22 protein-coding genes are annotated in these 23,305 nt (G+C 61.6%); 9 read left to right on the top strand and 13 right to left on the bottom strand.

Annotated elements, in window-relative coordinates; translation table 11 throughout:
• Positions 1-25: 25 nt before the first annotated feature.
• From AC3WLP_RS07605 to AC3WLP_RS07580, 6 genes are all read left to right on the top strand, one after another.
• A complete protein-coding gene (locus AC3WLP_RS07605) occupies positions 26-1,432 on the top strand; it encodes a M16 family metallopeptidase (protein ID WP_088512668.1) in 1,407 nt (468 codons plus the stop codon).
• Positions 1,433-1,525: 93 nt separating this feature from the next.
• Positions 1,526-2,551, top strand: coding sequence for a DUF5924 family protein (locus AC3WLP_RS07600; RefSeq protein WP_003252945.1), 1,026 nt, complete (start codon positions 1,526-1,528; stop codon positions 2,549-2,551).
• Positions 2,552-2,752: 201 nt separating this feature from the next.
• Positions 2,753-3,886 (top strand): ABC transporter permease, encoded by a 1,134-nt coding sequence (locus AC3WLP_RS07595; RefSeq protein WP_011953163.1) that lies wholly within the window; start codon positions 2,753-2,755, stop codon positions 3,884-3,886.
• Positions 3,883-4,674, top strand: a complete 792-nt coding sequence (locus AC3WLP_RS07590; protein WP_014754977.1) for an ABC transporter ATP-binding protein — start codon at positions 3,883-3,885, stop codon at positions 4,672-4,674. Before AC3WLP_RS07595 ends, AC3WLP_RS07590 begins: the two co-directional genes overlap by 4 nt.
• 3 nt (positions 4,675-4,677) lie before the next feature.
• A complete protein-coding gene (locus AC3WLP_RS07585) occupies positions 4,678-5,616 on the top strand; it encodes an MlaD family protein (RefSeq protein WP_011953161.1) in 939 nt (312 codons plus the stop codon).
• The gene (locus AC3WLP_RS07580; protein WP_088512667.1) at positions 5,613-6,248 is read left to right on the top strand and encodes an ABC-type transport auxiliary lipoprotein family protein; all 636 of its coding nucleotides are present in this window, start codon (positions 5,613-5,615) and stop codon (positions 6,246-6,248) included. The genes AC3WLP_RS07585 and AC3WLP_RS07580 overlap by 4 nt, the downstream gene beginning before the upstream one ends.
• Here the strand turns inward: AC3WLP_RS07580 and AC3WLP_RS07575 are convergent.
• The 6 genes from AC3WLP_RS07575 to AC3WLP_RS07550 form a co-directional block, all read right to left on the bottom strand.
• Complete coding sequence (locus tag AC3WLP_RS07575) at positions 6,230-7,459, bottom strand: nucleoside recognition domain-containing protein (protein WP_088512666.1); 1,230 nt, start codon at positions 7,457-7,459, stop codon at positions 6,230-6,232. The two genes, AC3WLP_RS07580 and AC3WLP_RS07575, sit on opposite strands and share 19 nt — an antisense overlap.
• A 147-nt stretch (positions 7,460-7,606) precedes the next feature.
• Positions 7,607-8,935, bottom strand: coding sequence for a glutamate/aspartate:proton symporter GltP (gene gltP / locus AC3WLP_RS07570; protein ID WP_088512665.1), 1,329 nt, complete (start codon positions 8,933-8,935; stop codon positions 7,607-7,609).
• Between the two features lie 743 nt (positions 8,936-9,678).
• A complete protein-coding gene (locus AC3WLP_RS07565; RefSeq protein WP_004575249.1) occupies positions 9,679-10,149 on the bottom strand; it encodes an inhibitor of vertebrate lysozyme family protein in 471 nt (156 codons plus the stop codon).
• A 2-nt stretch (positions 10,150-10,151) separates the two neighbouring features.
• Positions 10,152-10,313, bottom strand: coding sequence for a DUF1328 domain-containing protein (locus AC3WLP_RS07560; RefSeq protein WP_003252966.1), 162 nt, complete (start codon positions 10,311-10,313; stop codon positions 10,152-10,154).
• Between the two features lie 43 nt (positions 10,314-10,356).
• Positions 10,357-10,647 (bottom strand): hypothetical protein, encoded by a 291-nt coding sequence (locus AC3WLP_RS07555; protein ID WP_088512664.1) that lies wholly within the window; start codon positions 10,645-10,647, stop codon positions 10,357-10,359.
• 172 nt (positions 10,648-10,819) lie between these two features.
• Positions 10,820-11,641, bottom strand: coding sequence for a BON domain-containing protein (locus tag AC3WLP_RS07550; protein WP_017147859.1), 822 nt, complete (start codon positions 11,639-11,641; stop codon positions 10,820-10,822).
• A 210-nt stretch (positions 11,642-11,851) separates the two neighbouring features.
• Here AC3WLP_RS07550 and algB point away from each other — a divergent pair, with 210 nt between their 5' ends.
• On the top strand, positions 11,852-13,198 hold the full coding sequence (gene algB, locus AC3WLP_RS07545) for a sigma-54-dependent response regulator transcription factor AlgB (RefSeq protein WP_003252973.1): 1,347 nt from the start codon (positions 11,852-11,854) through the stop codon (positions 13,196-13,198).
• Positions 13,195-14,976: a KinB sensor domain-containing domain gene (locus AC3WLP_RS07540; RefSeq protein WP_011953156.1), complete on the top strand. Its 1,782-nt coding sequence runs from the start codon at positions 13,195-13,197 to the stop codon at positions 14,974-14,976. Before algB ends, AC3WLP_RS07540 begins: the two co-directional genes overlap by 4 nt.
• A gap of 14 nt (positions 14,977-14,990) precedes the next feature.
• Here AC3WLP_RS07540 and AC3WLP_RS07535 read toward each other — a convergent pair whose 3' ends face one another.
• The 7 genes from AC3WLP_RS07535 to AC3WLP_RS07505 form a co-directional block, all read right to left on the bottom strand.
• The gene (locus AC3WLP_RS07535) at positions 14,991-16,589 is read right to left on the bottom strand and encodes an EAL domain-containing protein (RefSeq protein ID WP_003252978.1); all 1,599 of its coding nucleotides are present in this window, start codon (positions 16,587-16,589) and stop codon (positions 14,991-14,993) included.
• A gap of 199 nt (positions 16,590-16,788) precedes the next feature.
• Complete coding sequence (locus tag AC3WLP_RS07530) at positions 16,789-17,577, bottom strand: N-acetylmuramoyl-L-alanine amidase (protein ID WP_011953154.1); 789 nt, start codon at positions 17,575-17,577, stop codon at positions 16,789-16,791.
• A gap of 73 nt (positions 17,578-17,650) precedes the next feature.
• A complete protein-coding gene (locus AC3WLP_RS07525; RefSeq protein WP_088512663.1) occupies positions 17,651-19,588 on the bottom strand; it encodes a GGDEF domain-containing protein in 1,938 nt (645 codons plus the stop codon).
• A 27-nt stretch (positions 19,589-19,615) separates the two neighbouring features.
• Positions 19,616-20,470: an endonuclease/exonuclease/phosphatase family protein gene (locus tag AC3WLP_RS07520; protein ID WP_003252985.1), complete on the bottom strand. Its 855-nt coding sequence runs from the start codon at positions 20,468-20,470 to the stop codon at positions 19,616-19,618.
• A gap of 12 nt (positions 20,471-20,482) precedes the next feature.
• Entirely contained in the window at positions 20,483-21,115 is a 633-nt protein-coding gene (gene dsbA / locus AC3WLP_RS07515; RefSeq protein WP_003252987.1) for a thiol:disulfide interchange protein DsbA, read from the bottom strand.
• A 151-nt stretch (positions 21,116-21,266) separates the two neighbouring features.
• Positions 21,267-21,884 carry a c-type cytochrome gene (locus AC3WLP_RS07510; protein ID WP_088512662.1) on the bottom strand — a complete coding sequence of 206 codons (618 nt, stop codon included), beginning with the start codon at positions 21,882-21,884 and terminating at the stop codon, positions 21,267-21,269.
• A gap of 31 nt (positions 21,885-21,915) precedes the next feature.
• Positions 21,916-22,218, bottom strand: a complete 303-nt coding sequence (locus AC3WLP_RS07505; protein WP_003252992.1) for a c-type cytochrome — start codon at positions 22,216-22,218, stop codon at positions 21,916-21,918.
• 201 nt (positions 22,219-22,419) lie between these two features.
• On the opposite strand from AC3WLP_RS07505, the gene yihA reads away from it, so the two are divergent.
• Positions 22,420-23,052, top strand: a complete 633-nt coding sequence (gene yihA / locus AC3WLP_RS07500) for a ribosome biogenesis GTP-binding protein YihA/YsxC (protein WP_010951522.1) — start codon at positions 22,420-22,422, stop codon at positions 23,050-23,052.
• The last annotated feature ends 253 nt before the right edge of the window (positions 23,053-23,305 follow it).

Raw genomic sequence — 23,305 nt, 5'->3', positions numbered from 1 at the left:
CCTAGCTGAGGACCCTCGCTCGCCCATGCGTTGCCTGATGTTCGTTTGCCTGCTGATCTGCAGCCTGCCCTCGTTCGCCCTCGACCGCTCGCGGGTTGAAGGCTACCTGTTGCCTAATGGTCTGCAGGTCATCCTGAAAAACGGCTACGAACGGGACCATGTGGCGATTCGTCTAGTGGTCGGCGTGGGCCTGGATGATTTCGACTGCGAGCAGAAAGAGCTGCCACACCTGCTTGAGCACCTGTTGTTCAGTGGCATCGACGAAACAGGCGAAGGCGGGCTGGAAGAGCGCCTGCAAGCGCTCGGCGGCGAGTGGAACGCCTATACCAGCAGTGCCGACACCACCTTTGTCATCGAGGCCCCGGCGCGCAACCAGCGCAAGGTCCTCGACCTGCTGTTGGCAGTCATCCGCGATACCACCATCGACGCCAAGGCCTTGACCACCGCCAAGCGCATCATAGAGCGCGAGGATGGCGGCCACTATGGCCACCTGCAGCGCTGGCTCGACCGCCAGGATATCGGCCATCCGGCCAACGACCAGCTGGCCACCGAGCTGGGTCTGAAATGCCCGGAGCGCTCCAACCTCGACGACATGACCTTGGAGCAAGTTCAGGCGTTGCGTGACCGCTGGTACGCGGCCAACAACATGACCCTGATCATGGTCGGTGGCCTCGATCGCCTGCTTCCGGCCTATCTGGAGCGGTCGTTCGGCGAACTGCCCGCCACTGAACCCGAAGAGCGCCGCAACCTTGAAAGCATCAGCCAACAGGCCGAACAGCGTCGCAACCTGACCCGCGGCTGGCTGGGTGATAGTGTCAAATTGCACTGGCTGTTCATCGAGCCGGTGCTGGACAACGACCATCAAGCCACCCTCGACCTGCTTTCGCGCTACCTGGACTGGGCGCTGTACGACCAGCTGCGTCTGCGCAACGGGCTGTCCTACGGCCCCTCCGTGCAACGTGAAAGCTTTGGCGACACCGGCCTGCTCAGCCTCAATGCAGACCTTGAGCGCGATGACATCGACAAGGCTGTCAAGGTGATGCAGGCCCTGTTCGACCACCTGCGTAAGGAAGGCCTGGACCCGGACACCTTCGCCCGCATCAAGGAAGCCAGCATCGCCAAGGAAAGCTGGAGCACCCAAGGCAACAGCGCCTTGGCCGACTACTACTGGGGGGCGCTGAACGACTATACCGACGGGCGCTTTGCCAGCCCGGTGCGCAAGCTGCGCCAGGTCAGCCTGGAACAGGCCAACGAGGCACTGAAGGATCTGCTCAAGGAAGATGGCTATGTGCGCATCGAAAAGCCGTTGCTAGGCTATGACGAGCTTTACGGGCTGATGGCCTTGCTTGTGGGGCTGTGCCTGGCGGCAGGGCTGTTGCGCTGGCGACGGCATGGGCCTGAACGGCCCAGTGGTGCTACACGGCAGCGGTAAATCGGCGGTATCCTTTTGCCAGTACCGACCCTTTCGCAGGCTTGCCCGCGAAGAGGCTGGCACAGCCACCTCACTTTTCTGTTGTAGCCCCCAATGCCCCAAATCCCCCATATCGTCCAGCGCGTCATCGAACTCCTCAAGCGCTACCCCGGCATCATTGCGCTCGGCGGTTTCCTCTCCGGTATCGGCAGCTTCATCCTGGTCGACCGCCAGGCTGGCCTGGCCAGCTGGGTCGCCGTGCTCATGCTGGTCAGCTGGGTCTGGCTGATGCTGGAGAACACCCTCACCGGGCTGTTCGCGCGCACGTTCAACCGCGAGATCCCTCAGCCGCTGCTGCGCTATGCAACGCAGATGATCCACCAGGAAACGCTGTTCTTCGTGCTGCCGTTCTTTTTCATCACCACCACCTGGAACAGCGGTCAGCTGGTGTTCACCGGCTTGCTCGGCGCCGCCGGCCTGGTTTCGATCACCGACCCGCTGTACTACAAGTGGCTGGCACCACGGCGCTGGCTGTTCCTGGCGCTGCATACCCTGACGTTGTTTGCCGCTCTGCTGACCGCGCTACCGATCATCCTGCACCTGACCACCGCACAAAGCTTCAAGCTGGCCCTGATCGCAGCCATGGCCCTGTCCTTCCCCAGCCTGGCCAGCAGCTTCCCGATCAACAACTGGCGCCGCGCCGTGGCTCTGGTGCTGGTTACCCTGTCGGTCGGTGCCGGTGGCTGGCTGCTGCGCTCCTGGGTACCGCCGGCAACCCTGTGGATGACCGAGGTGGCGGTGAGTACCGAAGTCATGAACCGCCAACCGGGCGACTCGCTGGACGAAATTGCCGCCAGCCGCATTCGCAGCAGTGGCCTGTATGCCTACACCGCCATCAACGCGCCACGCGGCCTGAACGAGCGGATCTACCACGTGTGGCAGAAGGACGGCCAAGAGGTCGACCGCATTGCCCTGGACATCCACGGCGGGCGCAAGGAAGGCTATCGGGCCTGGACCCACAAGCAGAACTTCCCACCCAACCCGGTAGGCAAGTGGCAGGTGAGGGTGCTGACCGAGGATGGGCAAGTGATTGGCGTGCTGCGCTTCAAGGTGGTCAATGATGCACCCGCGGGTAGTTGACCCCCTGCCTTGCGCATGAACAGCCTTGTGCTGCGAAAGGGCCAGTACAGCACACCACTTCCGTGGGCGCTTACGAGCTCTTCGCAGCACAAGCCTGCGCCAAGGCACTGCTGCCAAGCGCACACACAGCACATAATCACCAAACAGCCCATGCCCCCTGCGCTATGATCAGCCCCTAAGCCTTAGCGCCGAGTCAATTGCATGGAGCCTATGACCACCCCCAGCGCCACCCTGGACACCAGCTGCCAACCCGCCTGCCTGCGTATTACCGGTGACTGGACCCTGGCACACTACGCCAACCTCAAGCGCGAGAGCGAGCGCCTGCGCACGCAGTGCGCTGCCAACACGATCGCCGACCTCAGCCAACTGGGCCGCCTGGACACCGCCGGCGCTTCGCTGCTGGCCGAACTGCTAGGCTCCGAGCGCCTGTCGCGCTGTACCCACGCGCTGCCTGAAGCCAGCCAGGCGCTGCTGAAGAATGTCTACTGTTCGGTCCAGGATTACTGCATCCCGGTCAAGGAGCCCGAGCGCAATGTGCTGTTGTTGCTGCTGGAGCGCATCGGCTGCGCCGTCGGCACGCTGTGGCAGGACAGCATGCAACTGCTTGGTTTCGTTGGTGTGATTCTAGAAACCCTGCTGCGCCGCGCCTTCCAGCCACATCGCTGGCGCTTCACTCCTGTGGTGGCACACATTGAACAGACCGGGCTGGATGCCGCGCCCATCGTTGCGTTGCTGACCTTTCTGGTGGGCGCCGTAGTCGCATTTCTCGGTGCCACGGTGTTGGCCGACTTCGGTGCGACCATTTTCACCGTCGACCTGGTTGCATTCTCGTTCCTGCGCGAGTTCGCCGTGCTGCTGACAGCCATTCTCATGGCCGGCCGCACTGCCAGCGCGTTCACCGCGCAGATCGGCTCGATGAAGGCCAACGAAGAAATTGACGCCATCCGCACGCTGGGCCTCAACCCCATGGAACTGCTGGTGGTGCCGCGGGTACTGGCCCTGCTGATTTCGCTGCCGTTGCTCACCTTTGTCGCGATGATCTGCGGCATCGTTGGCGGTGCGGTGGTATGCGCCCTGACACTGGATATTTCGCCGGCCATGTTCCTGTCGCTGCTGCAAAGCGACATTGGCGTGCAGCACTTCCTGGTAGGCCTGGCCAAGGCACCGTTCTTCGCCTTCCTGATCGCCGCCATCGGCTGCCTGGAAGGCTTCAAGGTCAGCGGCAGCGCCGAGTCGGTGGGGGCACACACCACCTCGGCAGTGGTGCAGTCAATTTTTGTGGTCATCGTGCTGGATGCGGTGGCAGCGCTGTTCTTCATGGAGATGGGCTGGTGAGTGGCCAGGATTGCGTAATCGAAGCCCGCGGCATCTGCAACCGCTTCGGCCGCCAGGTGGTACATGAAAACCTAGACCTTGACCTGTACCGCGGCGAAATCCTCGCCGTGGTAGGCGGCTCAGGCAGCGGCAAGTCGGTGCTTCTGCGCAGCATCATTGGCCTGCGCCGGCCCAATGAAGGGCAGATCAAGGTGCTCGGCCAGGACCTGACCGGCCTGCGCGAAGAACAGCGTTCACTGGTCGAGCGGCGCTTTGGCGTGCTGTTCCAGAAGGGGGCGCTGTTCTCTTCGCTGACGGTGACCGAAAACGTGGCCTTGCCGCTGATCGAGCACGCCGGGCTGTCGCGCAATGATGCCGAGCACTTGGCCGGGGTGAAATTGGCCCTTGCCGGGTTGCCGATCTCGGCTGCCGACAAGTACCCGGCCTCGTTGTCGGGGGGCATGATCAAGCGCGCAGCGCTGGCCCGCGCCCTGGCCCTGGACCCGGACATCCTGTTCCTCGACGAACCCACGGCTGGCCTGGACCCGATCGGTGCCGCGGCATTTGACCAGTTGATCCTTACCCTGCGCGATGCTCTGGGGCTGTCGGTGTTCCTGATCACCCACGACCTCGACACCCTGTACACCATCACCGACCGCATCGCGGTGCTGTCGCAAAAGAAAGTCCTGGTGGCCGGCCCGCTGGCCGAGGTCGAGAAGACCAACGACACCTGGATCCAAGAATACTTTCACGGCCCCCGCGGGCGCGCCGCCGAACAGGCTGCCACCCGTGCCGGGCAGGAGCGCTGAGCAATGGAAACCCGAGCCCATCACGTCCTCATCGGCCTGGTCACCGTTCTGGTGGTGGCCGGGGCCATGCTGTTCGGCCTGTGGCTGGCCAAGTCCAGTGTCGACGACGCCTTCAAGGATTACGAAGTAGTGTTCAACGAAGCCGTGTCTGGCCTTTCCCGAGGCAGCACGGTGCAGTACAACGGCATCAAGGTGGGCGACGTCTCGACCCTGCGTCTGGACCCGAAAGACCCGCGCCGGGTATTGGCACGGGTGCGCCTGAGCGCCGATACCCCGGTGAAGGAAGACACCCAGGCCAAGCTGACCCTGGCCGGCGTCACCGGCAACTCATTCATCCAGCTCAGTGGCGGCACCCCGCAAAGCCCCGAGCTTAAAGGCAAGGATGGCAAGCTGCCGGTGATCATCGCTTCGCCATCGCCAATCTCGCGCCTGCTCAACGACAGCAGCGACCTGGTGACCAACATCAACATGCTGCTCCATAACGCCAACCAGATGTTCTCCGAGGACAACATAGGCCACCTCAGCAACACGCTGGCCAACCTCGACAAGACCACCGGCGCCTTTGCCGGCCAGCACGGCAGCATCGCCGAGGCCATCGAACAGCTGGTAAAGGTGGGTAATCAGGCCAGCGCCACCCTGGCCGAAACCCAGGCGCTGATGCGCAATGCCAACGGCCTGCTGGGTAGCGAAGGCAAACAGGCGATCGGTAGCGCCGAACAGGCCATGCAGTCACTGGCCCAAAGCACGGCAACCATCAATAACCTGCTCCAGAACAACAGCGAGGCTATCGGTGACGGCGCCCAGAGCCTGAACCAGCTGGCCCCGGCCATTCGTGAACTGCGCGAAACCCTTAACGCGCTCAAAGGCATTTCCCGGCAACTGGAGGCCGACCCGAGCGGCTACCTGCTTGGCCGCGACAACAACAAGGAGTTCCAGCCATGAATCTGTCGCTGCGCCTGCTGACCCTGGCGGCCTCGCTGAGTCTGGTCAGTGCCTGCTCGATCCTGCCGAAGAGCGAACCTGTGGACCTTTATCGCCTGCCGGTGAACCAGCCCAGCCGCACAGCCCCGCCGCTGGAGTGGTCATTGCGCCTGAACAAGCCGCTGGCCAGTGAAGTGTTGGCCGGGCCGCGCATTGCCGTCATTCCACAAGGCGATGTGATAAGCAGTTACAAGGGCGCACGCTGGAGCGATGCGGCTCCGGTGCTGCTGCGCAACCGCCTGCTTGATGGATTCCAGCGTGACGGCCAGGTGCAGCGCCTGAGCGCTGACGACAGCAACCTGCAAGCCGACTACGAGCTGGCTGGCGAGCTGCAGGCGTTTCAGAGTGAGTATCGCCCGGGCGGGGCGGTGGAGGTGGTGATCCGCTACGATGCGCGTCTGGTCAATGGGCGCGACCAGCGCATCCAGGCCAGCAAGCGCTTCGAGATTCGCCAGCCGCTTGCCGACAAGCAAGTGTCAGCGGTAGTCGCCGGCTTTGGTCAGGCCAGCGACCAGCTGGTGGGGCAGGTGGTGAGCTGGACCATTGCCCAGGCCAACCAGGCGCAGCTGAAGGTTCAGGCGAAGAACCAATAGCAGACGAAGATCGCCGCGACCACCCCTGAAAACTCGGCCAGCAGTGCGCAACCGACCGCATGGCGCACGCGCTGGATGCCCACGGCACCAAAGTACACGGCCAGTACGTAGAAGGTGGTTTCGGTGCTGCCCTGAATCGTCGCCGCCACCAAGGCAGGGAAACTGTCCACGCCTTGGGTCTGCATGGTCTCGATCAGCATTGCCCGCGCTGCGCTGCCAGAGAACGGCTTGACCAGCGCGGTGGGCAAGCCCTCGACAAAGCGCGTGTCCAGGCCCATCCAGTTCACCGCATGGCGGATACCGTCCAGGGCCAGCTCCAGGGCACCAGAGGCGCGCAGCACACCCACCGCCACCAGCATCGCCACCAGGTAGGGCAGCAGGCTCTTGGCCACATCGAAGCCTTCCGTGGCGCCTTCGACAAAGGCTTCATACACCCTCACCCGTTTCAGGGCGCCCACCACCAGGAACAGCATGATCACGCCAAACAGCGTGAGGTTGCCCATGAGCGACGACAGGCTGGCCAGCGCGGCGGCCGACAGGGTGCCAAGAAAAGCCATGAAGCCTCCCAGCAGCAAAGCGCCGGGGATGAAGTAGGCAAGCACCACCGGGTCCCACAGACGCAAACGCTGCATCACTGCCACCGACAGCAGACCTACCAGGGTCGAGACGCTGGTCGCTAGCAGGATTGGCAGAAACACCATGGTCGGGTCTGGTGCGCCTTGCTGCGCCCGGTACATGAAGACGGTTACCGGCAGCAGGGTCAGCGACGAGGCGTTGAGCACCAGGAACAGGATCTGCGCGTTGCTCGCGGTGGTGCTGCCAGGGTTCAGCTCCTGCAGCGCGCGCATGGCCTTCAGGCCAATCGGCGTAGCGGCGTTGTCGAGTCCCAGGCCGTTGGCGGCGAAGTTCATGGTAATCAGGCCCAGGGCCGGGTGGCCGGGCGGCACCTCCGGCATCAGGCGGGCGAATAGCGGGCCTAGCACCTTGGCCAGCCACTCGACGATACCGGCCTTCTCGGCGATCTTCAGAAAGCCCAGCCACAGGGTCAGTGTGCCGAACAGCAGCACCATCACCTCGACCGACAGCTTGGCCATGGCGAAGATGCTTTCGACCATTGCCGCGAAGATGCCTGCGTTGCCACCCACCAGCCATTGGGCCATGGCGGACACCGCCGCCACCAGGAAAAAGCCGAGCCAAAGGCCGTTGAGCATCCGTATGTTCCCCCTGAAAAGTGCCCGAATAATAGCGTATCGCAGCCTGTGACTGGCGATCGCGAGCCTTTGTAGGCGCGGCTCAAGATCTCGCAGATAGCAAAAAGCCCCGACAAGTCGGGGCTCTTGGTCAAACAGCCATCAAGCTCAGCGCTTGGCTGTTTCGCCAACCACTGCAGTTTCCTGCTTCTCGGCCAGCAGCGAGGCGTAGTACTGCTCGCCCTTGACCGCGTCGTACATGCCTTCCCAGCGAGCAATGACCAATGCAGCCAAGGCGTTGCCCACAACGTTCAGCGCAGTTCGGGCCATGTCCATGATGCGGTCCACGCCAGCGATGAAGGCCAGGCCTTCCAGCGGAATGCCCACGCTGCCCAAGGTGGCCAGCAGTACCACGAACGATACGCCCGGCACACCCGCGATACCTTTGGAAGTGACCATCAGGGTCAGTACCAGCAGCAGCTGCTGGCTCCACGACAGGTCGATACCGTACAACTGGGCAATGAAGATCGCCGCGATGCTCTGATACAGGGTCGAACCGTCGAGGTTGAACGAGTAGCCGGTCGGTACCACGAACGAGCAGATCGACTTTGGCGCACCGTACTTCTCCATCTTCTCGATCACCCGCGGCAGCACGGTTTCCGAGCTGGAGGTGGAGTAGGCCAGGATCAGCTCATCTTTCATGATGCGCATGATCTTGATCACCGAGAAGCCGAACAGGCGGGCAACCAGGCCCAGTACCATGAAGGCGAAGAAGGCGATGGCGAAGTACACCAGCAGCACCAGCTTGGCCAGCGGCAGCAGCGAGCTGAAACCGAAGTTGGCCACGGTCACGGCAATCAGGGCGAACACGCCGATCGGGGCATAGTTCATGATCATGTGAGTGACCTTGAACATGGTTTCCGAAACAGCCTGGAAGGTACGCACCAGCGGGTCACGCAGCTCTGCCTGCAGGCTCGACAGACCCAGGCCGAACATCACCGAGAAGAAGATGATCGGCAGCATTTCGCCACGCATCAGCGCTGCGAAGATGTTCGACGGAATCAGGTTGAGCAGGGTTTCGATGAACGCGTGCTCATGCTGCACTTCGGCCGCTGTCGCCTGGTACTTGGAGATGTCCACCGTGCCCAGGGTGCTCATGTCGATGCCGGCACCTGGATGGAACAGGTTGGCCAGCACCAGGCCTACGACGATGGCGATCGTGGTCACCACTTCGAAGTAGATGATGGTCTTCAGGCCGATGCTGCCCAGTTTCTTCGCGTCGCCAACACCGGCGATACCCACGATCAGCGACGAAATCACGATCGGGACGACGATCATCTTGATCAGGCGGATGAAGATGTCACCAGCGGGCTGAAGGACGTTGCTGATCCACCATGCCTTTTCTGCACTGAAATGATTCAGTAGCGCGCCGATTGCAACACCCAGGACCAGACCGATGACGATCTGCCAGGCGAGGCTCAGTTTTGCCTTCTTCATGTCTTTACCCTTTGTTTTAGTGGTCATGGCACCTGGCGGAAACACGCGTAACAGCGCCATAGGCAAGGTCACGGGCAGTAAGGGTTCCGTCAGGCGACGTCATGTAAGGACACCGCAGGCGAGCGACCGGGCGCTCTGGCCAGCGAAAAAGGCGGCAACTATTGCGACGGCAAGGGGCGAAAGCTAATGCCTGAAACGCATAGCCCATGCCGTTTATGCATACTGTTTTCGACCTAGCCGGCAGCTTCGCAAGTGCTTGATTTATAACATTCGGAATCCCGAACAAGACCAAACCGCCATATTTCGGCAGATTTGGCGGGACAGGTAGTACATGAAAGATGGCCTGTTCGACAATCCGAATGGCGTAAATGCCACTTGTAGCAGCACCAAGAAGGTCGAAAAAAATTTGATGTACGGTCGAGACAAAATGTGTCCCAGGGGAAAAAACGCGCAAGGGAAGCGACGTTTCCTACATGGCTCCTCGGAAGTCAGGTCTGGCAAGGCATCCCTGTGACACCGCCGACCTGAGGCTTCCGATTCCGCCTTTCCTGACCCGGCCCATTACTGGAGGCACTCCCTGTACCCCTAGGCCACTCCGATCCTGCAACAATCAGAACAGCCCGACCCCTTGGTCATGTGCTACCCCTCCTCGGGGCGGCGCATCATAGAAGGCTGAACTATAGAAAGCTTCAGCTTCTATTACGTGACAGTGAGTGACCTTTCATCCGTGCCGGCAATAATGCTCAGTACCAGTTCGGGTCACGTTTGAGCTGCTCCTGCAGCATTGCCTTCATGCCGTCGTCAGGTTTGCCCAGCCAGCGGTACTGCGCATGACGGGTGGGCGACTTGTCGCTCGGCAAACCTTCGGGTACCTCCACGAGCATTCCGTAGGCATCATCCTTGTCCCAACTGAACGCCACGATCAGCCGCTTGTAGGTACAGTTGTCCTGTTTTTCGCACAGCGGGCCGACCAGGTATTTGTCGCCGTCTTCCGTAACGGCAGACATCTGCTCCTGGGCACTGCCGGTCAGATTGACCACCCAATCGGGCAGGCGTTCCTCGCCTTCGAGGGTGTCCTGCCAGGTTTCCCGGTACTCCGGGTCCGACCCGAGCAACTGGTCGACCCGAACTTGACCGTCATTGGCCGCCATGGCCGCCGCGCTGCCGCCCAGCAACAGGGCGGCGACCACGGCTGAACGAAGCTTCCTGCTCATCTTCAACCTCGTCCGCGTCCAAAGAAGAAGGAGGCTACAAACAATACCAGGAAGACAATGAACAGGATCTTGGCGATACCTGTAGCAGCGCCCGCGATACCACCGAAGCCCAATACGGCGGCGACAATGGCGATGATGAGGAAAGTGATAGCCCAACTCAGCATGGTAGTTCTCCTTTCTTTTTGCGGAATCGATCCGGCCGCCTGGTCAGAAAACCCAGCGTTCCTGGGGAACAACTTTTTCCACAGTGGCCGGTGAGGCAATGGCCTGGCCAGCTGGCTGCCAGTCAGCAGCCTTGACCAAGGTGTTGGCACGGGTTGCCTGAATCTGCGTCAACAGGGCAGTCTGAGCTGCCACTTGCTCAGCCAGACGCGCCGTCTGCACGCTGTAATAGAAGAGGCCAGCGGCCAAGGTCAGCAGCATCGCCATGCCGAGTGTCAGCATCTGGCGCAAAGGCAGTGCGGCGCTCTGCGAGCGGTTGACGGATTGGCGGTTCATGCTGGCTCTCCTGCTGTAATTTTTGTTCAACCTGAACAGGTAATTGCAGCCTGCATGCCAGCCTTTTGATTTAAATAAAATCCTTATAAATCAATGACTTAACGAATAAACGAATGCATCGTGAGGACGTATCCTGCACGATGGCGCCTGTACGGTCGTGCGAATTGCACGATCAGCCTTCAACCTTGGTCGCCACCTTCAGCAGGTCAGCGTCCACGCCCCGTACGCCGATGATCTGCCGGGCGATCTCCACGGCGATGGTTTTCTGCTCCGCGCTAACCACTTCGCCCGAGAGCCGCACCATGCCTGCTTCGCTGGCCACCTTCAGGTTCAGGCCATCGAGGTTGCGACTGAAGCGATAGCTGCTCTGGATCTTGTCGACGATCCAGCTGTCGCTTGGCTGCGGCCCGGTTGGCGCACCCGCCGGCGTTTCTCGCGCCTTGGCCATGGCAGCGGTATCGAGGCTGACCAGGTTGTTGACCAAGTACACGCCGTCGGTGGTACGCGCTACCACGCCCGCCAACTCCTTGGCTTCGGCACTGTCGACCTTGCCACGCAACGTCACCACACCTTCACTGCTTTGTACTTCTATCGGGGCCTTTTCGGTGGTACGGCTCCACAACAGCCGAGCACGGATCACCGCCGCCAGGGTCACATCCTCCAGGCGCTGGGCGTAGGCACGCAGCTCCAGTGGACGCTCCACCAGTTGGGTATTGACCTGCAGCAGGTTCTCCACCTGTTCGATGCCCCGGGTAGCGCGGGCCACGTCCTCGGCCAGCTGCCGCTCGACCTCGTTCTCCACCTCACCGGAAAGCCGCGCCTGCTTGCCGTCCACTTCAACCTTGATACGAAATGAATCAAGCATGCGGTTCAGTGATAAAGCGGTTTGCAGGGCGCCTTCCAGGCGCGCGTCCTGCACAGGGTCGGCGAATGCCGGGGTAACCATGGGTAGCAGGGTGGCGGCCAAAACGGCGGTACGCAGGGAAAAGGGCATGGCAGTGCCTCCTTCGTGGGCAAAATCTGAAAAACATCGCAACCAATGTGCCAGCGCGTGTCTCTAAGCAAATCATTGAAGAATCACGGCTTGTAGACATCGTTCGGCCACTGGCTAGCATGCAAAGGACAGAATCCTTCAGAATTGACCATGCAACTTGCCCGATTTTTCCCACACTAAATAAAGATCTTTCCCTAAGGAGCACAGGAAATGGAATCAGCCCAGGACAACCAAGGCCGCATTCTACTGGTGGATGACGAGTCCGCGATCCTGCGCACGTTCCGCTACTGCCTGGAAGACGAGGGCTACAGCGTGGCCACGGCCAACAGCGCCGCTCAGGCAGAAACCCTACTGCAGCGCCAGGTGTTCGACCTATGCTTCCTCGATTTGCGCCTGGGTGAAGACAACGGCCTCGACGTGCTGGCACAGATGCGTATCCAGGCCCCGTGGATGCGGGTGGTGATCGTCACCGCGCACTCAGCGATCGACACCGCAGTGGATGCCATCCAGGCCGGCGCTGCCGACTACCTGGTCAAGCCGTGCAGCCCCGACCAGTTGCGCCTGGCCACTGCCAAGCAACTGGAGGTGCGCCAGCTTTCTGCGCGCCTGGAAGCCCTGGAAGGTGAAGTACGCAAACCCAAGGACGGCCTCGATTCCCATAGCCCGGCCATGATGGCGGTGCTGGAAACCGCCCGCCAAGTCGCCATCACGGACGCCAACATCCTCATCCTTGGCGAATCTGGTACCGGCAAGGGCGAACTGGCACGGGCCATCCATGGCTGGAGCAAGCGTGCACGCAAAGCCTGCGTGACCATCAACTGCCCGTCGCTCAACGCCGAGCTGATGGAAAGCGAGCTATTCGGCCACACCCGCGGCGCCTTCACCGGCGCCAGCGAAAGCACCCTGGGGCGGGTCAGCCAGGCTGACGGGGGCACATTGTTCCTCGACGAGATCGGCGATTTCCCGCTGACCTTGCAGCCCAAACTGCTGCGTTTCATCCAGGACAAGGAATATGAACGCGTCGGCGACCCGGTTACCCGGCGTGCCGATGTACGCATCCTGGCTGCCACCAACCTCAACCTTGAAGAGATGGTGCGCGAAAGCCGCTTTCGCGAAGACCTGCTGTACCGCTTGAACGTGATTACCCTGCACCTGCCCCCGCTGCGCGAGCGCAGTGAAGACATCCTCATCCTGGCCGACCGCTTCCTTGCCCGCTTCGTCAAGGAATACTCCCGCCCCGCCCGCGGTTTCAGTGACGAGGCGCGCACCGCCCTGCTCAACTACCGCTGGCCTGGCAACATTCGCGAACTGCGCAACGTAGTGGAACGGGCCAGCATCATCTGCCCGCAGGAAAGAGTGGAAATCAGCCACCTGGGCATGGGTGAACAACCCGCCGGCAATGCCCCGCGCGTAGGTGCCGCGCTCAGCCTGGATGAGCTGGAGCGTGCCCATATCGGTGCCGTACTGGCCGCCAGCGATACCCTTGATCAAGCCGCCAAGACCTTGGGCATCGATGCTTCTACCCTGTACCGCAAGCGCAAGCAGTACAACCTATGAAATGGCCGCCCATGAAGCTGCGGACGCGGCTTTTCCTCAGCATATCGACGCTCGTCACGGTGGCGTTGCTGGGGCTGCTGCTGGGTCTGGTCAGCATGCTGCAGATGGCTACAGTGCAACAGCAACTGGTGCGCGATACCACCCATGTCCTGGAAGTGGGGCTGAAGTTGCGCCAGAACCTGGGCGAACAGCTGATGCTGATTCTCGATGAAGACACCGCCCCGGAAAGCCTGCGGCTGCTGCAGGAAAACTTCCAGGACCTGCTCAACCAAGGGCTGGAGCAAGGCGGTGAGCGCACCGGTTTCAGCAAGGCCAGCAGCAACTACCAGGCCTTCCTCCAGACCTATCGCGACAGCGCCACACCCGCTCGCAGCATGGGTGCCGATCAGCCGCTTGGGGCCGCGTTCAATCAGGTGCGCACCGACCTGATCGATTCCCACAAGCAGGCATTGGACCTGATTACCCGTAGCGAGGAGCGCACCCGTGACCGCGCCTTGCTGGTCAGTGGTGTACTCGGCCTGATGGGGTTGGTGGTGTTGGTACTGGGGTTTATCACCGCGCACAACATCGCCAGGCGTTTCGGCCAGCCGATCGAAGCCTTGGCCAAGGCGGCCGACCAGCTAGGCAAGGGCAATTTCGACGTTACGTTGCCGGTTACCCAGGCCGCCGAGCTTAACCAGCTGACCCGCCGTTTTGGTCTTATGGCCGATGCCTTGCGCAAGCACCAGGCCACCAACGTTGACGAGCTGCTGGCCGGCCAGCAGCGTTTACAGGCCGTACTCGACAGCATTGACGACGGCCTGCTGATCATCGACCGCCAGGGCCGCCTCGAGCACCTCAACCCGGTGGCGCAGCGCCAGCTGGGCTGGAACGATAGCCGCGTGGGCAGCAGCCTGGTCGAAGCCCTGCAGCGACCCGAGCTTGAGCAACAACTGCGCCAGGTTCTGCGCGGGGGCAGCCTCGACCGCCCACCGGACGACCTGAACATGGAGGTCGATGACGAATCACGTCTGCTCACCTACAGCCTGACCCCGGTCAGCCACCCGCAGGGGCCAATCCTCGGCGCAGTAATGGTGCTGCACGATGTGACCGAGCAAAGAGCCTTCGAGCGAGTGCGCAGCGAATTCGTGCTGCGCGCCTCCCACGAACTGCGCACCCCGGTGACCGGCATGCACATGGCCTTCGGCCTGCTGCGCGAGCGGGTCAAGTTCCCGCCTGAAGCCCGCGAGAACGACCTGCTGGAAACCATCGGCGAAGAAATGCAGCGTCTGACCCAACTGATCAACGACCTGCTCAACTTCTCCCGTTATCAGAGCGGTTTGCAAAAGCTCGAGCTGGCCCCCTGTGCCATCGACGACCTGCTGGAGCATGCGCAATTGCGCTTTGCCGAACACGCTGCGCACAAGCAGATCGAGTTGATCAAAGAACTGGACCCGCCGCTACCGCGCATCCAGGCCGACGTCGCCCAGTTGGATCGAGTGCTGGACAACCTGCTGCACAACGCCATCCGCCATACCGCCAACGGTGGGCGCATTCGCCTGCATGCCCGACGGCATGCGGAACGGGTGATCATCAGCGTCGAGGACAATGGAGAGGGCATTTCCTATGGGCAGCAAGCGCGCATCTTCGAGCCTTTCGTGCAGGTAGGTCGCAAGAAAGGCGGTGCTGGGCTGGGGCTCGCGCTGTGCAAGGAGATTGTGCAGCTGCACGGAGGGCGCATGGGCGTGTTTTCCCGGCCGGGGCAGGGGACACAGTTCTACATGGCGTTGCCGGTCTGATTGCTTAAACGCGCCTACACCCGCCGCGGCAGGTGCCCGCGAGTCACCAACTCGGCAAACTGCCGGGCGTTCAGCGGGCGGGCGAACAACCAGCCCTGGCCATAATTGACCCCCTCGCTGTTCAGCAGCACTGCCTGGTCCTCGAACTCGATACCTTCGGCAATTACCCGCAAGTGCAAGTCATGGGCCATGCGGATGATATGCGGGGCCACGCCGCTACTGGCGGCATCGTGGCCCAGAGCGTCGATGAATGCCTTGTCGATCTTCAGGCAGTCCACTGGCAGGGTTTGCAGGTAGGCCAGGCTGCAATAACCGGTACCAAAGTCGTCGATCAGCACCTGGTGCCCCACGGCGCGTAGCGCCTGCAGATTGTCACGGGCGACCACCACGTCGATCAGGCCGCGCTCGGTCACCTCGAAGGCAATCTGGCTGGGCGCCACTCGATGCAAAGCCAACAAGCGCGCCGCCACCCGGCCAATACGTGGCACCATCACATCGCAGGCCGCCAGGTTTATCGAGATGTATAGCTTGGGGTGCGAGCGCAATAGCTGGCCAAGCTGTTCAAGCACACGCTGCAGGACAAAGTCGGTGATCTGGCGAATCTGCCCGGTATTCTCCGCCAGCGGAATGAACAGGTCCGGGCTGGTCAGGGTGCCGTCCGGGCGGCGCCAGCGCACCAAGGCCTCGGCGCCCACACAGCGCCGGCTGTCGAGCTCGATGATGGGTTGGTAGAGCACCTGCAGCTCTCCACGACGCAAGGCATTCTGCAACTCTGAGCTCATCGACCGCCGTTGCAGAATCAACTGCAGTACCAACCAACCGATACAGCAGGCCGCCAGCACGCTGCCGGGGAACAGCAACCAGAGCATGCCGTTCATCCTCAGCGGCAGACTGGCCCTCGGGGCAATCAGCACCAACTGGTAATCCGGCGACTTGGTCGGCATTCGGTAGATCAGCCGATCACTGAGTTCCAGCAGCGACTTGTGGCTGGTCGACCAGGCCGAGGGCGGAGGCCATACCTGTGGCGGGCCAAGCACCGGAATGGCCCGGGCGCCGTTATCCAGCACCACGACCAGGCTGCCGCCCGGGGGCAGGTCCACCACATCGGTCAAATGCCCACGGGAGGTGGACACCAGAAACTTGCCCCGGCCCAGCATCAGTGCTGCCAGGTTCTCGTTCGGCTCGGTGGTTGTGTTAAGCCAGTAGCTGTACGTCGGCCCCTGGATATCTGGCGCCCGCAAGGGAACGAACGCTCGCTCATCACCGCGGTTGGAGCAGGCAACATTGTCATCTACATAAGCCGCTTCATAGATGAACCGCGAGCTCAGGCCAACCTGTTGCAGAGCTGCCAGCATCGCCGGGCTGCAGCCGCGCAAGGGTTGGGCCTGCAGCAGGTCTACCCCTTCGCGCAACTGGCCGAACACCTGTTCGAGCCGGTCCAGAAAACGCTCGCCCTGGGCATTCATCTGTTCGCTTTCGCTTTGCTTCATTTGTTGCAGGGCAATGCCAATGCTGGCAGAGAGCAACACCGCGGCGCTGGCCAGCGCTGCCAAAGTGGCCAGCATCCAGGGGCGGTAAAAAATTTGGCGCAGCAAGGCAATGAAGGCTGACATCGAAGGCATCCAGTTGATAACCAAGGTATAGCAACGGAATCAATAATCACCCTCACCGTTTGGCGCTTCGCTGCAATCCACCCACGCTCTTTGTAGAGGCAGCCTTGTGGCTGCGATGAGAACGTTAATAAACCGCGTCGACCAAACCCGCCTCTTCGTAGCGCAAGGCTGCTGCAACAAGTACCTCGCCCGCCACGACTCAACGCATGCGGTTAAGTACCTGCAGCATCGCTGCTGTCTGTGCATCCGGCATGCCGTCGAAGCGCTGCGGGCGGAAGCGCATCTGGAAGGCGGCAATCACATGACGTGTGGCGACATCCAGCACGCCGGTCTGCTCGATCTGATAGCCAAACCGTGCCAGCTCCTGCTGGTACCAGCCAACGCTTGGCGGGTTGACGCTGAAGTAGGCTTGCTGCCGTGCCACGGCGTTAGCATCCGGCCAGATACCCAGCCCGGCATCGGCCAGGCGCTTCCACGGGAACAATGGCCCCGGGTCCAGCTTGCGCAGCGGGGCGATGTCACTGTGGCCGATGATATGGCGTGGTTCGATGTTATTGCGTTTGACAATGTCCTTGAGCAGCGCGATCAGCGACTGGATCTGCGCCTCGCTGTAAGGGTGCCAGACCCGGCCGTTCGGGGTGTCGGTAAAGCCCGGGTTGACGATCTCGATACCAATGGACGAGGAGTTCAGCCAGGTGCGCCCCTGCCACTGGCTATCACCGGCATGCCAGGCACGACGGTTTTCATCCACCAGCTGATACACCGTTGCCGGGCCATCGCCGATCAGGTAATGGCTGCTGACTTCACCCTGGGTAAGCAGCGCCAGGGAGCGCTCCAGCGAAGCATTGGTGTAATGCAGGACAACGAACTGGATGCGGTTGTCCTGATTGGCCGAAGGGTGACTGCGGTCGATGCGCAGGCCCGTCGAGCAACCGGCGACAGACAACAGCAAAAAGGAAATCAGGGTTTTTTTAAGCGTGGAAAGCACGTCAGTGGCCTCAGCGTATGAGCGCTACAGTATAACGTGCTCACCTGCGCTGTGCCTGCCGGACAGCGGCTGGCTAACCATGCTCGACGCGATTACGCCCCTGCTCCTTTGCCCGGTACAGCGCTGCATCGGCTCGTTTGAGCACCTGGTCGCTGCGTTCGCCAGAACGGAATGCACCCAGGCCGATGGAGGTGGTGATCACTACCCGTTCACCCTTGAAGTGGAATGGGCAGGCTTCGACTGTGGCGCGCAACACCTCGGCCATTTGCGCAGCGACTGCGGGCGTAGTCTGCGGCAACAGCAAGACGAATTCCTCGCCGCCAAAACGGGCGATGAAATCCCGGCCCCGCAGGCGCTTGCGCAACTGGTCGGCCACGATCTTGAGGACCTTGTCCCCAGCCAGATGACCATAGTTGTCGTTGATGCGTTTGAAATGGTCCAGGTCAAGAATCGCCATCGCCAGATGACCGCCGTTTTCCTGCCAGTCAAGCATTTCGCGTTCGACTTGCTCGCTCCAGGCCGCACGGTTGGGCAGGCCGGTGAGCGGGTCCAGCAGCGCTTTCTGGCGCTGTTCTTCCAGGTGCTCGCGATAGCCAAGCGCCTCATGCTCCATGCTCGCCACCCGCTCCGACAAGCCTTGCAGGCGACCGGCCAGTTCCTGCTCGCGGCGATCACGCTCGTGCTTGTGCTCGTCCATGGTCAGCAGCAAGCCTTCCAGGCGGTTTTCCAGAATGTGCTTGAGGCTGTCTACATCGGCGGCACCTTGCACGCTGCTCTGCAGGCCGTCGACGTGCTCACGCAGTTGGCTATCCAGCTCGCGGGCAGCGGTGCTGTTGTCCGCGTGACCGGCGCTGGCCTCGTGCAGGTGGCTTTGGAAACCTTCCAGGCGTTCATTGAGCTGCTGCAGGTAGGTTTCGAATTCGTGCTGGCCGCTGTCGGTGATCGCCAGCATGAGGACTGCCAAGTCATCCAGCACCGGGATCAGCTCATACCAGTTCAAGCCGCGCGCAACCCGCTCGCGCATTTCCAACGCCTGAGCCTTGTGGCGCTCGGGCAGGCTAAGGTCATCAAGCAGACCGATCAGGGTCTGCTCGATGTGCGCGGCAACCTGGCTGTAAGGCGGCTCCACTGCGTAGGGCAGGGCATAGGGGCCGTCTTCACCAAAGGTTTCTTCAAGGGCATGTAAGGGTTCTGCCTCAGCCAACGGCTCGCTGACGGAAACTGCAGCTTCCGGCAATGGCGCCTTGTCCCTTGGCAACGGGGCTGGCGCCATTTCGGCCGTTTCGATCAGCGCCGGGCCAAATGCCTCCAGCTCAAGCTCGGGCGCTTCGGCCACCTCGGCAGTCGGAGCAGCAGGGGCCGGCAACGGTTGTAGCGCATCGACGTCATCGGGCCGCGAGGGCTCGGCACTGCCGGCTGCCTGGGGCACAACCTCGGCAGCAGGCAACGCCACCGGCGCAAGCTCTGCTCCTGCCTGTGCATCTTCCTCGCGGCTTCCGAACAACCGCTGCAGAAACCCGGGTCGGGCTTCTTCACCCGGCTTGCCAAGGGCCGACAGCGCGCGCCCCTGCAAGCCGCTCAACTCGCCCAACAGCGGCGGCAGCTCGCGTGACTGGGCAACCCCGCCGTCGAGCTTCTTCGCCAGTTTTTTCAATGGCCGCGAGATATCACTGGGCAGGGGCAGGCCTTGCAGTTGGCCAACCAGTGCGGTCAGCGCATCGCTGACTTGGTTCATGCGGGTTTCGCGACGCTGTTCGGAATCCAGTACCGCTTTCTCAAGGCGCGGAATCAAGCCGGCGAGGCCGGCGTCCATGTTGTCGCTGCGAATGACATCGCGCATTTCCTTCATGCACGCGTCTACCACCTTGTCACTGCCTTCAGCAGCCAGGGTGCTGCGCACCAGGCCTCGACGCAGCAGGTCAAGACGGGCATCCCAACGGCGTTCGAGCTTTTCTTGCTGCTCGATGCTTTTAAGGTATTTTTCTTTCCAGCGCTCAGCGTCTTCAGTCATGCCCGGGTCCGCAAACGGTGATGGCAATTAGCTCAAAACCGGCAGCGTATCCACAGTCAATGCATCAGGCAATCGAATCTCGACAGCAACGGGAAGGTGGTCCGAAATTGGCTGCGCCAGCACCTCGACACGCTCCAGCGTGAGGCTTGAACTGAGCAAAATATGATCAAGGCAACGCTGCGGTCGCCAGCTGGGGAAGGTGGCCTCGACTTGTGGGGCGACCAGGCCCAAATCGCGCAGTGGCGAATGCTCCAGCAGGTCGGTGGCATGGGTGTTCATGTCACCCATCAGCACCTGGTGACGGTAGCCGCCTATCAGCTCGCGGATATAACCCAGCTGCAGGGCGCGGGTCTTGGCCCCCAATGCCAGGTGCATCATCACCACTATCAGCGCATCTTCGCCTTCGCCAAACCGCACCAGAATCGCACCTCGCCCGGCCGGGCCAGGCAACGGATGGTCTTCGAGCAGTTGCGGCTTCAGGCGGCTGAGCACACCGTTGCTGTGCTGGGCAAAACGCCCAAGGTTGCGGTTGAGCTGCTGGTACCAATAGGGAAAGGCCCCCAAGTGGGCCAGGTGTTCAACCTGGTTGACGTAGCCCGAGCGCAGGCTGCCACCATCGGCTTCCTGCAGGGCCACCAGGTCGAAGTCGCCCAGCAACCTGCCGATCTTCTGCAGGTTACCGGCACGGCCGTTATGCGGCAGCAGGTGCTGCCAGCTACGCGTCAGGTAATGGCGGTAGCGCTCGGTGCTGATGCCCACCTGGATGTTGAAACTGAGCAGCCGCAGACGACCATCCTCGGGCAGGCCCGGGGCCTGCAGGTGATGCTCGTTGACCTGCGGCTCGTGCAGGCCAATGCCACGCGTAGCTCTGAAGCGGGGCATGGGTGACGCCGCCTACTTGGCAGCGCGCTCCTTGTCGATCAGCTGGTCGGCGACATTCAGCACGCCTTCCGGTCCGCCGGCAGTCCCCAGGTCGAAACGGTACTTGCCGTTGACGACCATGCTCGGTACGCCGGTGATTTCATACTTCTTCGCCAATTCCTTGGCCTGTTTGACCTGGCCCTTGATGGCGAACGAGTCGAAGGTGGCGAGGAACTTGTCCTTGTCCACACCTTGAGTGGCGAGGAAGTCGGCCATGTCGTTCTTGTCGGTCAGGCGCTTGTGCTGGTTCTGAATGGCATCGAACACCGCCGCGTGCACCTTGTGCTCGACGCCCATGGCTTCGAGGGTCAGGAACATCTGGCCGTGTGCATCCCACGGGCCACCGAACATGGCCGGTACGCGCTTGAAGTTGACGTCCTTGGGCAGCTTTTCAGCCCAAGGGTTGATGGTCGGCTCGAAGTGGTAGCAATGTGGGCAGCCGTACCAGAACAGCTCGACGACTTCGATCTTGCCAGGCACGGAAACCGGAACAGGGTTGCTCAGCTCGATGTATTCCTTGCCGGCGACAGGCTCGGCGGCCTGAACGGCAGTCATACCGAATACGCTGGCGGCGACCAGCGCAGCGCTGAGAATCAGTTTACGCATGCTTTACTCCTGAGCAGTCATGGGTCGCCACGACGCGACCTGCACTGAGACAGGCCGGGAAGGGCTCGAGTTCTGTAGTGTAACGGCTGCGGACGGAAAAAAGGGCAGCCCGGCCGCCCTTTCATCATTGACCTACAACATTAACCGAAAGTTAATGCAGGCCCTGGATGTAGCTGGCCAACGCTTCGATGTCATGGTTGCTCAGCTTGCCAGCGATGGTGCGCATGGTCATGGCATCGCCATCGTTGGTACGGTTGCCTTCGCGGAAATCAGTGAGCTGCTTGGCCACGTACTGCGAGTGCTGCCCGCCCAGGTGCGGGAAGCCGGCCAGGGCGATGCCCGCGCCGTTAGGCGAGTGGCAGCCAGTGCAGGCCGGCATGCCCTTTTCCAGGTCGCCACCATTGAACAGCGCACGGCCGCGCTCGACCAGTTTGGGATCGGCGGCACCCGCGCTGCCTTTCTGGCTGGAGAAGTAGGCGGCGATATCGGCCAGATCCTGGTCGCTGAATGCGGCCAGCATGCCGGTCATTTCCAGCACGGTACGCTTGCCCGACTTGATATCGTGCAGTTGTTTTTCGAGATAGCGCTGGCCTTGGCCGGCCAGTTTCGGGAAGTTCGGTGCCAGGCTGTTGCCGTCAGGATTGTGGCAGGCGCCACAGACGGCGGTCTTGGCCTGGCCAGCGGCGGCATCGCCTTTGATAGGTTGCGCAGCAGTGGCCGCACCAGCGACACCCAGGGTCAACAGCAGACTCACGACTAGTTTGTTCATCAGCTAATCCAACACGGCTAAGGGTGAAATGTTATGTATCGGGACTGCCGCTCATCCAAAGGATGACCAAACGGTAGTCCTCGGCACTGCAGTCCATGCACAATCCACGCGGCGGCATAGCCTTGAAACCCTGGGTCACGTGCTTCACCAGTACATCCATGCCTTGCGCCAGCCTTGGCTCCCATGCTGCCCGGTCACCCCGTCTGGGTGCCTGTGGCAACTGCCCGGTGTGGCAGGCCGCACACGTGCGGTTGTACAACACCTCGGGATCCTGTGTAGCCTGTGCGCTGAAAAACGGCAGGAACATACCGACAGCAAGCAGCCATTTCGCCATGCGGAACGACCTTCAGGGTTGGGGGCCGCGCTGCGTTCTGTTGCGCGAGCTATTGTTCGACACCCCATGCCCGTTCTCCTTCGCTGGGAGAATGAGCACACAAAAACTGGGGCATTATATACTTCCGCCATCCAAACGGAAACGACACCGCTTGCCAGGCTTGGCTCTACAAAGTCAGGCAACACCCACATCGGATATCCCATGCAAGTCAAGAACCCCATCCTCGGCCTCTGCCAGAAAGCCAAATTCGCCCTCAGCGCAGCCAAGGTCGAACAATGCCCGGACGACCAGGGTTACGAGGTGGCTTTTGCCGGCCGTTCCAACGCCGGCAAATCCAGCGCCCTCAATACCCTGACTCATGCCAGCCTGGCGCGTACCTCGAAAACGCCCGGACGCACCCAGCTGTTGAATTTCTTCAGTCTGGACGATGAACGGCGTTTGGTCGACCTGCCGGGCTATGGTTATGCAAAAGTCCCGATTCCGCTCAAGCAGCACTGGCAGAAACACCTGGAAGCCTACCTGGGCAGCCGTGAGTGCCTGCGTGGCGTGATCCTGATGATGGACGTGCGTCACCCGATGACCGACTTCGACAAGATGATGCTCGACTGGGCCAAGGCCAGCAGCATGCCGATGCACATCCTGCTGACCAAGGCCGACAAGCTGACCCACGGCGCGGGCAAGAACACACTGCTGAAAGTACAGTCGGAAATCCGCAAGGGCTGGGGGGATGGCGTGACCATCCAGCTGTTCTCGGCACCCAAGCGCCTGGGCGTGGAAGACGCCTACCGAGTGCTGGCAGACTGGATGGAACTGGAAGACAAGCCGGTCGTTTAATGCTTTGCGCCTGACCCGTAGGAGCGGGTTTGCCCGCAAAAGGGCCGGGCCTGCTCTCCACCCGCCGTTCGCCGTTGCCGCCACTACCGTATTCGCGGGTAAACCCGCTCCTACACCTGATCGGGGTTGGACACGCTTAGGTGATTGGGCGCAGGCCCTTGAAGACGCGGGCTTACCCGCGAATGCAGCGGTGAATTCGACATCGCATTCGCGGGTAAACCCGCTCCTACGGGGGCTCAGTACAAGCCATCCG

The organism is Pseudomonas sp. FW305-E2, from assembly GCF_058782925.1.
Note: the sequence above shows the minus strand (reverse complement) of the source record. Positions and strands in the feature narration are given on the sequence as shown.